This window comes from uncultured Paraglaciecola sp., assembly GCF_937123705.1.
In the GTDB taxonomy this organism is placed as follows: domain Bacteria; phylum Pseudomonadota; class Gammaproteobacteria; order Enterobacterales; family Alteromonadaceae; genus Paraglaciecola.
Genome location: NZ_CAKZKO010000090.1, coordinates 15,102 through 31,369 on the forward strand (window position 1 = coordinate 15,102; position 16,268 = coordinate 31,369).

A 16,268-nucleotide genomic window follows, 5' to 3' on the forward strand; every position below is an offset into this window, starting at 1 on the left:
GATCCTTAGATAACTAAATTAGACGTAAAAGATACTAGATTACACAGTCCTATGCAGCAAAATTAGTTCTACACAATATAGACTAAGTGGCCTAATCATTATTGTTGGCTGACCCGTTTAGCAACACTTAGCCTTGGGCTTGTTGTCGCTCAGTATTACTGAGCGTTACCCAAGCTTTGCTGTTTTAAATTTAATGCTGATTTAGCTGCCTTGCGTTCTTCTCTTTTAACTTTCAAGGCTAGCATACAGGGTGTAAGTATTAGGGTGAGTATAGTTGCAAACGCCAAACCGCCGGCAACGGCTGTCGCAAGTTGTGACCACCAGCCTGTGGATGGACCGCCTATGTCTACATTACGCCCTATAAAATCGATATTAATTTCTGCCACCATAGGCAACAAACCTAAAATAGTGGTCACTGTAGTCATCAATACTGGGCGCAAACGCTGGGCGCCTGTGCGTAAAATGGCTTCCATGGCGGGTACCCCTTCTTTACGCAAAATATTGTAGGTGTCGATTAGCACGATATTGTTATTGACCACTATGCCAGCCAGCGCTATCACACCTATGCCAGACATGACGATGCCGAAAGGCTTTTGGAAAATAAGCAAACCAAGGAATACACCAACGGTTGAAAATAACACCGCACTTAAAATTAAGAACGCTTGGTAAAAACTATTAAACTGGGTCACCAAAATGATGGCCATTACAAAGAGTGCAATTAGAAACGCATTAGATAGAAACTCTGTGGTTTCATCCTGCTCTTCATTTTGTCCTTTGACAGTGATATTCACCCGAGGATCTAAGTTTAAGCTGGGTAACAATGCCTGCAACTTCGGCAATTCAATACTCAACAACTCATCGGGCATCATATTGGCTTCAACAGAGATCACCCTTTGGCTGTCTATATGCCTAATAAGATTAGTTTTGGGATGGGCAGTACGCTCAACAAAATTTGAGATGGGCACCATACCACTAGCCGTTTTCATTCTAAGCTCATCAAGCTTGCCAATAAACCTCGACTCAACGGGATAACGTACCCGAATATCTAACTCGTCATCCACGTCATCTGGGCGATATTCGCCAATTTTTAAACCATTAGTAATAAATTGCACTGTGCTGCCGACTAAGGTGGCATCTGCGCCAAACCTAGCAGCGTCAGCGCGATTGACGTTAAGTTGCCATTCGATTCCGGGTTTAGAAGCGGTATCACTGATAGACGTAAATTTATTGTTTGTGTCTAGCACGGCACGTATCTTTAACGCTGCTTCGTCTAATAACTCAGGAAAACGAGATGACAGCTGAATTTGTAAATCTTTGCCCGATTGCGGGCCGTCTTCGTCAAGGGACACTTCAATGTCTAAACCAGGCATATCTTTGAGCCTATTTTGCACATCTTTAAGCACATCGTCAGAATGTGGACGTAAATGCCAGTCCACTAGATTCATGCGTAAGTAACCTATTTGGTCGCGTCCACCGGTACGTACATATAAGGTTTCAATCGCATCCATTTCGATTAAACGGTTTTCTACAGTACTTACCACTTGGTCTTTTTCATAAATCGACATATCACCGGCACTGCGCACTGTGATATTAATGCCGCGAACGTCAACATTTGGAAAAAATACTGTCCCTAAACCCGATACCCCGTAAGCGGTAAAAGACAGAACGGCAAAAACAATGGCACCCAATAACATTTTCCACGGGTTCTGAATGGCTGTGGCGAGCACACGAATATATTTACCGGTAAAACCTTGTACCTTTCTGATATCGCCATTTTCAGCCTCGAGCATTTGCTGTTTATCGAATGCGGATACATGCCTTGGTTTACCAAACACACCACCTAAAACCGGCACAAATATAAGCGCCATCATCAGTGAAGCCGACAACACCGCAATCAAGGTAAAGGGTAAATACTTCATAAATTCACCCATCATGCCAGGCCAAAACATCAGCGGAGCAAACGCGGCTAATGTGGTGGCGGTAGACGCAATGATCGGCCACGCCATACGTTGTGCAGCTTTGCTATAAGCAATTTTTTTACTCATACCTTCACTCATACAGCGATCGGCGTATTCGGTGACAACTATGGCACCATCCACCAGCATGCCCACAGCCATAATCAATGAAAATAACACCACGGTATTTAAGGTATAACCAAACATAGAAATAATCAGTATGCCGGTCAAAAAAGAACCGGGGATAGACACGCCCACTAAAATTGCAGTACGTAATCCCAAAATGGCCACTATCACTATCGCCACCAAAATAACCGCGCTGGTGACATTATTTTGTAAATCGCTGAGCATCATATTTACGTCAACGGACTGATCACCCGAATAACTGACATTGATGCTTGCTGGCCAAATGCTTGTTTGTTGCGCTGCGCTAACCAAGGCTTTCACATTGGCGACGGTTTCAAGTAAGTTTTCCCCTGGACGTTTTTTGACCTCAAGTGAAACAGTGGGCTCACCGTTTAGACGGGCAAAACTGGTGGGGTCTTTGTACGAGCGCCTAACTTGTGCCACGTCCTGAAAGGTAATAACACTGTCGCCTTGCACCTTAACGGGTTGCTCCATGACATCAGTAACAGACTCAAAAACAGAGGGGACTTTAATGGCGAAATTACCTTTACCATTATCCAAAGTACCGGCCGGAACCAGTCTGTTGTTGCGGGACAACAAGTTTAAAATATCATTTTGATCGAGTCCATAAGACTCCATCAACAGCGGATCCACCACAATTTCTACTATGTCTTCACGATCGCCACCAATATCCACTTCAAGCACTTCACTTAAACCTTCAAGTTGCTTTTTTAGCTCTCGACCCACTGTAACTAACGCCCGTTCTGAAACAGGGCCTGACAACGCCACTGTTATGGCCGCCATTTGTCCGGCCATAGTGACTTCGTGAATAGTTGGCTCTTCGGTTTCTGATGGTAATTTTGCTCGGGCCACTGTGACTTTATCACGCACATCAGCCAAAGCGGCGTCAGAATCAAGACCCGCAAAAAACTCCAAGGTGATATTGGCAAAGCCCTCGCCCGCTGTGGCTTTCATTTCTTTAACGCCATCAATAGAACGCAACTCACGTTCCATGGGTTTGACTAACATACGTTCAGAATCTTCGGGAGAAATACCGTCGTGCACAATAGACACATAGATAACCGGAATAGGCACATCAGGGTTAGCTTCTTTTGGGATAGTGGTATAAGTCACCACACCCGATATCAGCAGTAATACAAATACCATAAGCACAGTACGGCTATGGTTTAAGGCCCCATAAATCAAATTTTTCATTGTTGAGCCTTTACAGAAAGACTCGTTGCAGGATTGGCGGTTTTATCAACGCGCACTACTTCAACCTTGTCTCCGTCCCGCACAAACCCATGACCTAGCGTTATAATGTCGGCCTGCTGCCCCATGCCAGACAACCACACGCCTTGGCTATCACTTTTCACGATATCGATTGGCACAAATTTTACATGTTCATTTTCGACGATTTTTACACCCAAGTTTCCTTGTTCATCTAATGCCATCACCGCTGGAGTAATTCGAATGGCCCAAGTAGGATCTAGGTGTAAAGCCAACTCAGTGCTCATGCCAGCCATTTTGCTGAAATCAGAATTGGGTACTGCCACTTCAATTTTAAAGGTATTGGTGCCAGGCTCTGAAATACTCGAAATATAACGAATATTGCCCTGTAACATTTCACCAGACACAGTACGCCCAGTGGCTTGCTGCATTGCTTTTAGGCCATGTACATTCACTTCTGTCACATTGGCAGTGATAACCAAGGGATCTAAATCGACTAAGCTGGCAATATTGTCGCCATTCTTAAGAAAGTCACCTACTTCAACAAAACGTTCGTTTATGATGCCATCAAAGGGTGCAATAATATGCGACTTATATACCGCCAGCTCATAAGACACCACATCCGCTTTAGCCATCGCCAAATTAGCCGTGGCTTGTGCCAAGGCTGTTTGCGATTGATAACCTTTTGCTTTTAAGGATGCAGCCCCTTTAAGCTCAACTTCACGTTGTTTTAACGTTGCCTTGGCAGACTGTAAACGGCTCATAACATCAGCATTTTCAATGCTTATAATTTTTTGACCTTTGCTGACTCGGTCACCTTCTTGAACGTGCACCTTTTCGACTAAGCCGCTCACTTCCGAACGTAACGCGGCGATACGGTCTGGTTCGGTGCGTCCATACAAGCTGATTTCACGGGTCACTTCATCCGCAAGCACGTGCTCTACTGTCACTTTCACCAAAGGTGTTTCGACATTTTTAGGTTTGACTGATGCAGTTGAGCTTTGAGTTTTGAGCAAGCCTGAGGCAATCCATAAACACAGCACAATAAAAATGATCACGGCAATCCATGCTGGTTGTTGCCTAAGTTTGTTGATGGTAAACGCCATGATTTTTTCGCCATAATAAAAATTGCGCGTAATTTACCCTATTTTCCGCAATATTTCATGAGGGAACTGATTAATATGACACTAAAATTGTTACTAAATACATACAATGTTAAATCTACGTTAAATCGAAGAAAAACATTTGTATAACAAGGACGTTTTACTGTTCTAGCTGGTACACAGCCTCAACAATTGAGTCCATTTTATCGGCCAAAACGGTTTGCGCATCATACAAACCTTGGTTGTAATAAAGGCTACCCATTTCTTTAGAAATAAAATCCAAAAGAAAGTCAGCGTCAAATTGACCTAACTCAACATCGAGCTCTTTCAGCATATATTTTTGTAGTTTTTGAATGATTTGTTCTTTTTGCTGGGCTGGAAATTCAATTTTTGACAAGGTCAGTATCCCACTCTAATTAAAAAACCGAGTATGACTGACTCTGTGCTTGTTTAAAATCCTCATGTCTAATTTTCAAATGAAAATCAGGGAGCATGTCATTGCACACTCCCTGACTGTGTGTTTAACCCAACATATCTTGCACCGACGCGCCGCTCGAATAATGTTGTTCAGTGACTTTTGAACTGGTTTGCATATAGAGTTTATCAATCTCTGATGCAGGCATAAACTTGTCGCTAAAACCGGGGATCACTGGGTCAATATGTAAACGTGCACTATTAATGAAATGAGCAATCAGTTCCTTGACGTTATCTGTTCCCATAGCAATACGCATAGTGGTGAGGTAGATACCACTTTTACCTTGAGCCATTTCGTCTAGCTCGCTATGGGAAGTTAAAGCCGGACACAAAATAATAGTGTTATTTTGGCCAATGCTGACTTGATGACTAAATGCAGGCTCTAGGGCATCAAAAAACCGCACAAAGGTATCTCGTTCAATTGCACTGCCTTGCATATCTACGGTAAACAAAGCACAAGGCCAACCATGGCGCATTTGACTTTCTCGTAATGGGCCATTGCTATGGCCTTCTACGGCGTGGCAATTCACATTGAAATCTTCATGAGACGCTAAAAACTGGCTAAATACTTGGGTATTGAGCACTTTATTCATCACCCGCATCTCAAGGGTTTTCATGCCATTGAGCACATCAAAGGCTTTTTCTGAGTCTAAAAACGCGCCTTTGATGTAATACACGTCCCAAAACATGGTTTTTGACCAATCGTAACCATTCACACAATCGCCTTTGCCTTGGAACATGCGATAGGCTTCGCCAATTACCACGCCTGCTGTGGTGGCACCGCTACCACAGATATCTTTGGTGTAACTATGCACCACATAATCGGGACGCTCTGCTTTATCAAGGCGCTGTAAAGGTTGATGCAAAATAGGCGTAGCAAGGGTGGCATCTAACATCACAGTATGGCCTGAAGCATGGGCAAGTTTACTGATACCCGCTACATCCAGCACATAGCCATGAGGGTTACAGGGTGACTCCATATACACATGCAAATCATTGCCCTGAGCTAGGCGAGCCGAGTGTTTAACCTTTGTATGCTGCATAAATTTGGCAAATTCATCGGCCGTATAACCATCGAACCATTCTAGTTGCACATTCATACGATTTTCACGAGCAAAATAATCATGTAGCAGCTGATACACACCGCCATATACATTACGCGATACAATCAATACATCGCCATGGCTTAAGACATTAGATAACAAGGCATCAATCGCTGCCATGCCTGAGTTAAAGTTCCATGCCAAATAATCGGCAGAATACGGCCCTGCTTCTAAATCCACTATGGCATTAGCCAGTGAAATATTAGTGGGATTGAGTAAACGTGAATATATTTGGTGTGTGGACTCTTTGCCTTGAAACGCATCGTCTACCCACTCAGTACAGGCATACACATAAGTGGCTGTACGTACTACTACTGGTGTGGCCGAAAACAACGCCGTTACGTTATCAAACAACGGGTAGTGACTTTTACTGACCTGAGAGCCAGATTGTTGACTTAAACTTTGATAGGTGGCGCGAAACGGGTTTTGTAAGGTGTCGAGGATTTTAGCGATCTGAAACGACAAAAACTTTTTAGCATTAAAATAAGCGACTTTATTTTCTTTGCTTAAGCCTTCAAGGGTATCGCTGGTGATCTGCCAAAGTTGCTGCATATTGGCTTGGGTATAATACAAGTGCCGTGCAGTATTAAACAATGCTTGACCATAATCGCTGTTTTTGTCGATCCCAAAGTGGGCCAATTGCTCATCTGTTAATTCATCCACTGTTGTGGCTTGCGTGGTGTTTCTTTTTGGAGATAAAATCTTAGCCTGCTCAGCGACATTTGGAGCCGTTGTATTATTGGAACTCATAGTGGTTTCTCTACAGTTAAATTCATAACAAAACATTATTGGCCGAATTTAATTCTATATTTACACTTTTACAACAAATTTTATTCACTTTTTAAGATTTTTTACATCAACTGACTAGGTAGCCAATTTACTTATGCACAAAGTAGCCATCTTGAGCCGCGATTCGGCCATCTACAGCGCACTAATACAAGCCGCCCACTTGCCTTATCTACAGTTGGTGTTGGTTGACAATAAAATTGATCGCGAGTTTGACTATGCTCAGGTAGATATTTTATTTGGCGATCCCGACCTAACTGCACAAATTGTACCCCAGTGTTCTCAGTTGCAATGGCTGCAGTCGACTTGGGCTGGCAACGCTGCGCTTTTTTCACTTAAAAAAAATAACTATCAGTTGTGCGGAGTAAAAGATGTATTCCAACAAGCCATGCAAGAGTACGTATTTGCTTATTTGCTGTATTTTTCCCGTAATATTGCAGGATTTCATCAGGCCCAAAAAAACAAAAAATGGGCCGCCCCAACCTATCAATCACTAGCGGGTAAAACCATAGGTATAATGGGTGTGGGTAATATTGGGCAGGCTGTTGCTAAGATGGCCAAGCAGTTTTCCATGAATACGCGGGGTTACACTAACGCCAGCAGTAGCAGTGAATATATCGACCATTATTACAACCACAGCACCCAGCAAGCCTTTGCCGCTGAGTTAGACTTTTTGGTATGCCTGTTACCTCATAGCCCAGCAACCACAGGGCTAATCGATCAAAGATTTTTATCCTATTTACCTGCTCATTGCGTAGTTATTAATGCTGGGCGAGGCACCACTATTGTAGACAGCGCTTTAATCAATGCGCTCAATAACAAAAAGCTGCAAGCCGCTGTATTAGATGTGTTCGCCCAAGAGCCACTGCCACCGCAACATCCATATTGGCAGACTGACAATCTGTATGTGACTCAGCACACCGCCGCCGCATCATTACCAGAAGATATTTTTCCTTTATTCAAAGAAAATTACCTAAGGCATCTTCAAGGCGAGGCACTGCAGCACGTTTTAGATTTTGATAAGGGGTATTAATCACTCAACACTTAATGCCATTCACCTATGAGCAATACAAAAAATAAAGAATGTAATGCAAAAATTTCATTTTTGGTTGAGAATTAGCATCATATAACGCCATAGGTACACCCTATATGGCACTAAATCTGGCTTTTGCCTTTACCCACTAACCTTCACCACATTTGGAATATTCATGGCAGACAATATTGCACAATTTACCCCAGAACAACGCCTCGCATTTTTAGTGAAAGAATGCGTAGCTAATCAACAAGTGTGGATATTAACCGACCAAGACGGTTGCGTTATGCTTAACACCGAAGACGAAGACTGTACGCCAGTATGGCCAAGTGAAACCTACGCGCAAGATTGGGCAACGGGTGAATGGGCAGATTGCCAACCCAAAGCCATAGATTTAAATACCTGGCACAGCCGCTGGACTCAAGGCTTAGAAGATGACGACGTAGCTATTGCGGTTTTTCCTAGCGAAGATGAAGAGGGTTTAGTTATTTCTGCTCAGGAGTTTGATTTTGAGTTGAGGACTAAAGTGAAACAATAAAAGTGAATTGTTTCACTTTTGATATGTATTAAACTCCAATTCTATATAAGCAATGCTGACAAATAGGTTTTTACCAGTAATTTTCATACTAAGCACCCTCTCAGCGATAATTCAAAGGGATTACAGACGTTGTATATACAGTGTTCGAGATAAATCAATTGACAGCGCCCCATACTCCCAGAGGCGCTATAACTGCTACTTTTCTATAGATTGTTAATAAAATAATTCGCTCTCATCGTACTCAAGTGCAATGAAGTGCCTTTACCTTCGACTATCCCATGACGTCGATTTGGATAAGACATCAAGTCAAATTGTTTATTGTGTTTGACTAGTTCATTGATTAACCGCTCACTGCCTTGATAGTGCACATTGTCGTCACCTGTGCCATGAACAAGCAACAATTTCCCTTCTAGCTTGGCCGCGTGTGTAATAGCTGACACTTTTGCATAGTTTTCGATATTATCTGCCAATAAGCCTGAGTAACGTTCTTGATAGATTGAATCATACAAGGTTTTATCCGGTACCGGAGCCTGAGACACACCCACTTTAAATAACTCTGGATGACGAAACATCAAGTTAAGTGTTAAAGAGCCACCACCTGAATGGCCCCACACACCGACTCGGTCACAATCGATAAACGTCCAACGCTCACACATAGCGTTGATGGCATCTGCCTGATCTTGTGTTTCTAAACTACCATCACCAGCGTAAATAGAACGTCGCCATTCGTGACCTCTAGGTGCTGCGGTACCTCTATTATCTATGGAAGAAATAACATATCCACGCTGTGCCATCATTATGCCCCACATACCGCGGTTACCTTGCCAAGCGTCGCGTACCGTTTGCCCTGCTGGCTCGCCGTAAACATAATGAATTAACGGATATTCTTTACTCTTGTCTAAGCCGGCTGGGCGCAACATATAACCGTCTAAACGCAATCCGTCTTGAGCTTTTACGCTATAAAATTCAACATTTCCTACCTTTAACTCAGCCAGCTTTTCTGCAAGTGCTGCATTATCTTCGAGGACGTGATGTGCTTTATGATCTGGCAGTGAAATTAGGCTAAAGACCGGTGGTGACAAAAAGGAAGAATGGGTGTGTATTGCCCAAGTAGAATCAGCAGACATTTTATACGAATTACTGCCGCTAAATTGACTTGGCGTCACCTGTTCCATTTTTCCGCTGCCATCTAAACGAGTGCGCTGCAAATATCTTTGCGATACGTTGTCTGGTGAGGCGATAAAGTATAACCAGCCATTTTTTTCATCCACCGAAACGAGCTTTGTCACATCAAACTCACCTGGGGTGAGATCTTGATATCTTTTACCGTCGCGGGATACACGATAAACATGTTTCCAACCATCTCGTTCACTCTGCCAAATAAAGTCATCTGAGTTTTTAAGCCATTTAGGCTCAATCATCAGTGAGATAAAAGTGTCTTCTTTTTCGGTTAAAAATGGTTCTGCCTTTCCGGTATCTGCATTTGCGTAAAATAAGGTATTGGTATCCTGTTTACGATTAAACTGCTGGATCAACAGTTGCTCACTGTTATTCGCCCAGTCCATACGCGGTACGTACATGTCTTTAGCGATACCAGGTAGTTCTACCCACTGAGTTGTGGCCTTATCTAGACTGACAATACCTATACGAGCGGCGGCATTTTCTTCACCTACTTTTGGATAAGGAATTGCAGTCACTTCAGGATAAAGTGTGTCGGTGTTATTAATGATTAAAAAATCTTTAGCAGCGTGGGTATCCATCTGCCAATAAGCAATGCGCTTGCTATCTGGGCTCCAACGAAAGCCATCACGAATAGAAAACTCTTCTTCATAAGCCCAGTCGAACAAGCCATTGATGATAGTGTTTGAAGCGTCGTTGGTTAACGCCTGCACCTCGCGGGTTTTAAGGTCTTGGACATAGATATTGTTTTTCCATACGTAGGCAAACTTCAAACCATCAGGTGAAAATTTACCAAACATCATTTCAGATGGTGCTGATTGCTTGCCACCTAATTGCCATAACTCATTTGTATTAAGGTCGCGAACCCAATAATCACCTTTGTCTTTCTTGCGCCATACGTATTTAGCATTGGTGTATATTAATATTTTCGATTTATCTTTAGACCATTGATAATCATCTACTGCTAAGGCTTTATCAGAACCTGAAGGTATTAGTTGCTTCAAGGGCAATAATACTGTGCGCTCTAAAGTAGCAGGATCGTATTTTACGATTTCCTCATACACTTTAATGTCGTCGCCGTACTGATCTTTTTCAAGCTTGGCATCCTCAAAGCCAGGTGCGGTTTCTAAGGCACTATAACTCGCTCCTTCGTCTAGCCAACGCACCGAACCCGGTCTTTTTGCGTTGTATTCATAGTCGCCATATATGGCATCGTTAGTCAACTTCACGCCATTTTTAGCCGATTCTTTGTTCAAATTATGACTTCCAACGCACGCACTTAAAGTAAGCGTTACAGCTACAAGCGTGGTAACTTGCTTAAAAATAGTAAAACTCTTCATATGTGTTTTCCTGAACTTCTAATTATACACTTTATTATTTTAAATCAATCAGTTAAGTGAATTGGTGATTAATTCTAAGAGGCAGTATACAGATTAACAAAGTGAATATAAAAAAAACCAAAATAGGCAGGTGTAATTAGAGTCAAAACCGTAACATTTACTCTACAACAAGCTCAAAACACTCCACATAAGCATCGCAAAAGAGCGGCTTAACTCAATCTAAATGCCAAGAAACCCAAACCATTTGTGTCTAATTTTTATACATATTTATATTGCCACCCAAAAAAAACAAATTAAATCATTGAAAATAAACAATAAAATAAACTGGCATACAACATGCTTTATTCGCTAGTAGTGAGTCAATAACAATAATTTAGTTAATTTAAGGAATTCAATATGAACTTGAAAATGTTAAATATGACCATCGCCAGTCTAGTTTTATCAGTAAGCGGTTTTGCAAATGCGAATCTGGTATTACAAGCAGACTTAAGTGTTGAAAACACAATTACCGTTACAGCAACATCAGGGACCTCACTTGCAGACGCTAGCGGCGGTGACAGCATAGGATTTTATCTTGCTGATTTTTTTGACGCGTCTTTTGGGAGCCTTAGTGACATTTTCGTATCGGGAAATTTAACCAGTGCAAATAACACAAGCGATGGTACTCCAAATTTATTTTCTTTTAGTAGTGACGCAGGCTTAAATATTTTTTCTTTTACAGATGACGCAGATATGACGTTTACTGCTGGGGAACTTGCGTTTAGTGGACAAGCAACATGGACGGTCAGCGCAGCACATTATGCAAGTGCCCTAAATGGCGCACAAGGTGGTAACGTATTTGCCCCTGCGGATGATATTGGCGACTTAGCAAACGCGGCGCTAATTGGTACATGGGAAGTGGTTGGAGCAGCTACAGACGTACCAGAGCCCTCTACCCTTGCTATTTTAGCCCTAGGTTTGATGGGATTAGCTTCAAGTAGATTCAAAAAATAATCTTAATTTAATTCCGTTGTCGACATAAGTCGACCTAGGTTGAGTCAAAAAGTTTAGTATCAATAAACACTTACCTATCTTGGTAGGTGTTTTTTGTTTAAAGCTAGCAGCGACCAACTAAAGAATAAGTGCGGAAGAATTTTAACCACAGAAAAAACTAATTTGTTAACAGCAGTTGCTAGCGAATGTGAAATTAAAAGAGATCCTAAATCTTAAAACCCCTAATGATCCCCAACCATTGTTTGTCATTTTCTCTGTGCCCTCTGTGATTCCGATCCCTTTCTTAAGCTTTTATTTCTGCTCAAAGGTTTCAAACTGATTGGGCAAAAAGTCTACCAACCTACCCGACAAGCCAACGTAGGTTTTTAAAGTTTCTGGGAAAGACAAAAATATTTTTGGCAAGATATTAAGCAACTGGTCGTTGCCTCTTTTTTCAGCCTGTTTAACGGCTAAAGGCACATCGGCAAAAGTTGTAAACATATACAAACAATGGCTTAAGTCTTTTTGCAGTTGTTGCATTTGACTGACTCCACTTATTTTCATTTTATTCCACGCATGTTGCCAAACAGGCTCTAGTTGGCTATGGCCAAACAATATGCCTTGACACCATAAGGCCACAGCACTTGGCTCTTGACTGTTAGCGTGAAAAGTTACCCCTAGTGGCAAGTGGATTTTTTCTTCACTCATACTTTTTAGCTGTACTTGTAGCACCTTCATCAAGATATCGGTGAGTTTATCTGCTTGTTCAGTACTGGTGAGTTGATTGCTCGTTTTGATGACCCACGGTAACCATTGTTCAGGCATGGGAATTTCTGGCGCTGCCGCAACGGCAAATACTAATCCTTGAATAAAAGCATAAGGGTGCAACACATCGATTAGTTCATCAGACTCACATAATGAACTTAAAGATGCATGGGCAGTTGACTCAAATTTTTCCGTGGACACCTAGCTTTATCCTTTTGCTTTAACAGCCGTTTTTAATCAGTGTTATGGCACGTTCTAGCTGTGAGCGAGGACATCCAAAGTTAATCCTCACAAAATTTTTGTCGCCAAAATCGACTCCCGGTGAAGGACCCACACCTAAGCTTTCAAAGTGTGCTTGGGGGTTGTCAACGCCTAGTCCACTGGCATCAATCCATGCCAAAAACGTGGCTTGTGGCGTGAGGAGTTTTAAACCTTGGATTTTGGCGATTTCAGCTACTAAATAGTCTCTATTGCCACGCAAGTAACGCAAAAATTGTTGGTGCCATTCATCACATTGTGTAAAAGCCGCTTGGGTGGCAGCTAATCCCAAGACGGTTACCCAAGGCACCATGCCTTGTGCCGCAACACTAAACTTGCGCCTAATTTTAGGATCTTCGATAATCGCAAAAGAGGTACCTAAACCAGCTACATTAAAGGTTTTACTGGCAGCCATGAGAGTAATAGCTTGGCCCTTAAAGTCGGGCATTTTTCCAGCTGGAAGGTGTTTAACCTGTTCATCTAAAATGATATCGCAATGAATTTCGTCAGAGCACAAAGACACATTATTAGACAGGCAAATATCGGCAATTCGTTGTAACTCTTCAGCTGTCAGTACTGAGCCAACGGGATTCATTGGGTTACACACTATAAACAGCTTACATTTAGGGTCGGCGGCTTGTTTTTCAAGCTCAGTAAAGTCGATTGTCCAGCGGCCTGCCTCTTCTACTGTGGCTATTTCTACTTTCACTAAATCATTCAACTTAGGGGCTGCCAATAGCGGCGGGTAGTTGGGCGTTTGCACCATAACCTTATCACCAGGCTGGCACAGCGCCTTACAGGCTACGTTAAAAGCCGGAACTACTCCAGGCGTCCACACAATCCAATCGCTGGAAATTTGCCAATCGTACTGACGCGCCAACCAATCGACCACAGCTTGATTGGCACCGCTATGGTGAGCCGGCAAAGTGTAACCCAGCAAGCCATGTTCGGTACGCTCTTTTAGTCTATCCAGAATGGGTTCGGCGCACCTAAATTCGGTATCTGCAATCCACATAGGTAAGATGTCTTGGCCTTTGTATTTTTCCCATTTGTAGGCGTAACTGGGGGTTCTATCGATGATGTCGTCAAACTGCATAAATGCGATCACTTAAAATGTTGTGGTTAATGGTTGTTTTGCTGTACATCACTTTTGATAAGTGAAACTGCAACTAGCGTATTGCAGAATACGACTAATGTAAAAAGTTTTACTTTGGCAAATAGCAAAAAGCCCAGAAAGTTCTGGGCTTTTATAGTAATAAGCGATATCTAGCCTAGTTTGTCTGATGCGATATGATATCTAGGGTCTTCGTTTAGGTTCATTTCTACATACTCTTGCGCTTTAGTCATCAACTCACGACACTCAGGGCTGATATGCCTAATATGCAGTTTTTTGCCTTGCTCTTTATATTTGCCAGCCAAGCCATCAATGGCATCAACACCCGAAGAGTCCCAAACCCGAGATTCGTTAAAATCGATGACCACATCTTGAGGATCGTTTTGTGGGTCGAATAAGTCTTTAAAATGTAACACAGAACCAAAAAATAGTGGCCCTTCGAGTTCGTATACCTTCCAGCCGTCATCGTCGGTATGGGTGCGGGCATGTATATGTGTGGCATGTTTCCATGCAAACACTAACGCTGACACAATAACACCGACAACTACCGCAATGGCTAAATCAGAAATAACGGTAACTGCCGTTACTAAAAACAGCACAAAAGCGTCTTCTTTGTTGATACCTCGAATAATTCTAAATGATGCCCATTCAAATGTGCCTATTACCACAATAAACATCACGCCTACTAAAGCCGCTAGAGGGATCATCTCAATCAAAGGCGCAGCAAACAAAATAAAGCCAAGTAACACTAGGGCTGCGGTAATACCTGATAAACGCCCCCGTCCCCCAGAATTAATGTTGATCATACTTTGGCCAATCATGGCGCAACCACCCATACCGCCGAAAAATCCATTAACGGTATTGGCAAGACCTTGGCCTAAACATTCTCTGTTACCTTGACCCCGAGTGTCGGTCATTTCATCTATAAGCGATAAGGTTAACAAAGACTCAATCAAGCCCACTAAAGCTAAAATGATTGAAGTAGGCAAGACAATATAAAAGGTCTCCAAAGTGAAAGGCACCATAGGAATAGCAAAAGTCGGCAATTCACCGGCTAAAGTCGCACCGTCCTTTTGGTCTGCAGGTAACATATCTCGTACAAAATCAATAACAGTACGCGCTTCTAAATCTAAGCCGTGAACCAAGGCAGTTACACCGACAATAGCCACCAATGACGCCGGTACGGCCGTAGTCAATTTAGGCAAGAAGAAAATAATTGCCATAGTCAGTAACACCAAACCTAACATCAAATACAGCATTTCTCCTTGCATCCACGCTTGATTGCCTAAGCTGTCTAGCACCTTAAACTGACCAAGTTGCGCCAGAAAAATAACAATAGCTAAACCATTTACAAAGCCCAACATAACCGGATAAGGCACGAGTCTAATAAACTTACCTAACTTAAATATGCCAAATAATAATTGAAATTTTTTAAATCAAAATTTAAAGATTCTAAATTACTGTTTTCAGATAAGCTTAAAGTAGTAAATTGATTGTTCCCTAAATTTACATTTTTAAGATTTACAGGCACTGTTTGGTCGATATTTATTGATCTTCCTAAAAACATATACCCTACTTTGACTCTTCCTGTACAGCGCAATTGGATAGTTTTTCCCGTTATTGCCCCAATGATTGAAGATAAGTTTCCCACTAAATCGCTAATATTAACTGTAAAACTAAGTGGTATTTGAAAGTCGGATAGTTTAGGGATTGTTATCCCTTCTTGATTAGAATTCATCGATCCCAACTTTCTGCCGTTAGTGCGAACTAATAGCTCCATCCCCTTTACTTTAATCCCATCGATATTATTAGGATTGTAAAAATAAATATTTGTAGGATTTGTTCCATGTAAGTATAGGCCCAACCTACTAATACTGGCTGTCCAGTCGCGTATATGGTAACGCCGGCTTGATTTTCTTCACTGATAATTTGTTGTAATTGCGCAAAGGTTTTTTCGTAGTCTAATTGCCCTTCAATTAGTTGCGCTTTTACCAGCGCCATCTTAAAATCAGGGGCAACCAGTGGACCATATATTTGGGGGTTTGCAGCGACGTTATCTCGCATGACTTGTAATTCAGCAGCGCTATATTCACCGTATGTTGAATCGTAGTAAGGCTGCGAATTTATACTCCCCACCTCTGTCAACCAGATATGCCGTGAATTTCGATGGGTTAAACTTGCAACTAGGTTGTGGTTCACTCCAGGTAGGTTGTCTACTGCCAAAGTAACTCTATCTAAGATGGCTAAATTTTCATTTGAAAATAAATCGCCATCGCTAAATTCAACCCCAAC

General features: G+C 42.1%; 11 protein-coding genes and 2 pseudogenes. 3 read left to right on the plus strand and 10 right to left on the minus strand.

Translation table 11 applies throughout. The features are described 5' to 3' along the window. Positions 1-155: 155 nt before the first annotated feature. From Q0688_RS12205 to Q0688_RS12220, 4 genes are all read right to left on the minus strand, one after another. Positions 156-3,296: an efflux RND transporter permease subunit gene (locus Q0688_RS12205; RefSeq protein ID WP_299076778.1), complete on the minus strand. Its 3,141-nt coding sequence runs from the start codon at positions 3,294-3,296 to the stop codon at positions 156-158. After that, a complete protein-coding gene (locus Q0688_RS12210) occupies positions 3,293-4,417 on the minus strand; it encodes an efflux RND transporter periplasmic adaptor subunit (protein ID WP_299076781.1) in 1,125 nt (374 codons plus the stop codon). The genes Q0688_RS12205 and Q0688_RS12210 overlap by 4 nt, the downstream gene beginning before the upstream one ends. Positions 4,418-4,574: 157 nt before the next feature. After that, positions 4,575-4,811 (minus strand): DUF2164 domain-containing protein, encoded by a 237-nt coding sequence (locus Q0688_RS12215; protein WP_299076784.1) that lies wholly within the window; start codon positions 4,809-4,811, stop codon positions 4,575-4,577. Between the two features lie 124 nt (positions 4,812-4,935). Beyond that, positions 4,936-6,741, minus strand: coding sequence for a PLP-dependent aspartate aminotransferase family protein (locus Q0688_RS12220; protein WP_299076786.1), 1,806 nt, complete (start codon positions 6,739-6,741; stop codon positions 4,936-4,938). A gap of 133 nt (positions 6,742-6,874) precedes the next feature. Here Q0688_RS12220 and Q0688_RS12225 point away from each other — a divergent pair, with 133 nt between their 5' ends. Continuing rightward, positions 6,875-7,810, plus strand: coding sequence for a D-2-hydroxyacid dehydrogenase (locus tag Q0688_RS12225; RefSeq protein WP_299076789.1), 936 nt, complete (start codon positions 6,875-6,877; stop codon positions 7,808-7,810). A 175-nt stretch (positions 7,811-7,985) separates the two neighbouring features. Further along, positions 7,986-8,348, plus strand: coding sequence for a DUF2750 domain-containing protein (locus tag Q0688_RS12230; protein WP_299076792.1), 363 nt, complete (start codon positions 7,986-7,988; stop codon positions 8,346-8,348). A 203-nt stretch (positions 8,349-8,551) separates the two neighbouring features. On the opposite strand, the gene Q0688_RS12235 is transcribed toward Q0688_RS12230, so the two are convergent. Then, on the minus strand, positions 8,552-10,867 hold the full coding sequence (locus Q0688_RS12235; protein ID WP_299076795.1) for a S9 family peptidase: 2,316 nt from the start codon (positions 10,865-10,867) through the stop codon (positions 8,552-8,554). Between the two features lie 396 nt (positions 10,868-11,263). Here Q0688_RS12235 and Q0688_RS12240 point away from each other — a divergent pair, with 396 nt between their 5' ends. After that, complete coding sequence (locus Q0688_RS12240; RefSeq protein WP_299076798.1) at positions 11,264-11,860, plus strand: PEP-CTERM sorting domain-containing protein; 597 nt, start codon at positions 11,264-11,266, stop codon at positions 11,858-11,860. 291 nt (positions 11,861-12,151) lie between these two features. Here the strand turns inward: Q0688_RS12240 and Q0688_RS12245 are convergent, their stop codons facing one another. The 5 genes and pseudogenes from Q0688_RS12245 to Q0688_RS12265 all read right to left on the minus strand — a co-directional run. Then, positions 12,152-12,805, minus strand: a complete 654-nt coding sequence (locus tag Q0688_RS12245; RefSeq protein ID WP_299076801.1) for a UPF0149 family protein — start codon at positions 12,803-12,805, stop codon at positions 12,152-12,154. 19 nt (positions 12,806-12,824) lie between these two features. Further along, on the minus strand, positions 12,825-13,958 hold the full coding sequence (locus Q0688_RS12250) for a MalY/PatB family protein (RefSeq protein ID WP_299076804.1): 1,134 nt from the start codon (positions 13,956-13,958) through the stop codon (positions 12,825-12,827). A gap of 170 nt (positions 13,959-14,128) precedes the next feature. Then, positions 14,129-15,400, minus strand: a pseudogene (locus Q0688_RS12255) (SulP family inorganic anion transporter); the annotation flags it as partial. Further along, the gene (locus Q0688_RS12260; protein ID WP_299076807.1) at positions 15,373-15,756 is read right to left on the minus strand and encodes a hypothetical protein; all 384 of its coding nucleotides are present in this window, start codon (positions 15,754-15,756) and stop codon (positions 15,373-15,375) included. The pseudogene Q0688_RS12255 and the gene Q0688_RS12260, both read right to left, overlap by 28 nt. Before the next feature lie 5 nt (positions 15,757-15,761). Further along, positions 15,762-16,268, minus strand: a pseudogene (locus tag Q0688_RS12265) (transporter); the annotation flags it as partial.

Excerpts from the sequence above, each read along its gene's own strand:
- Q0688_RS12210 (WP_299076781.1), bottom strand. The coding sequence starts at position 4,417 with ATGGCGTTTACCATCAACAAACTTAGGCAACAACCAGCATGGATTGCC.
- Q0688_RS12235 (WP_299076795.1), bottom strand. The coding sequence starts at position 10,867 with ATGAAGAGTTTTACTATTTTTAAGCAAGTTACCACGCTTGTAGCTGTA.
- Q0688_RS12240 (WP_299076798.1), top strand. The coding sequence starts at position 11,264 with ATGAACTTGAAAATGTTAAATATGACCATCGCCAGTCTAGTTTTATCA.
- Q0688_RS12250 (WP_299076804.1), bottom strand. The coding sequence starts at position 13,958 with ATGCAGTTTGACGACATCATCGATAGAACCCCCAGTTACGCCTACAAA.
- Q0688_RS12230 (WP_299076792.1), top strand. The coding sequence starts at position 7,986 with ATGGCAGACAATATTGCACAATTTACCCCAGAACAACGCCTCGCATTT.
- Q0688_RS12220 (WP_299076786.1), bottom strand. The coding sequence starts at position 6,741 with ATGAGTTCCAATAATACAACGGCTCCAAATGTCGCTGAGCAGGCTAAG.
- Q0688_RS12225 (WP_299076789.1), top strand. The coding sequence starts at position 6,875 with ATGCACAAAGTAGCCATCTTGAGCCGCGATTCGGCCATCTACAGCGCA.
- Q0688_RS12205 (WP_299076778.1), bottom strand. The coding sequence starts at position 3,296 with ATGAAAAATTTGATTTATGGGGCCTTAAACCATAGCCGTACTGTGCTT.
- Q0688_RS12260 (WP_299076807.1), bottom strand. The coding sequence starts at position 15,756 with ATGGAGCTATTAGTTCGCACTAACGGCAGAAAGTTGGGATCGATGAAT.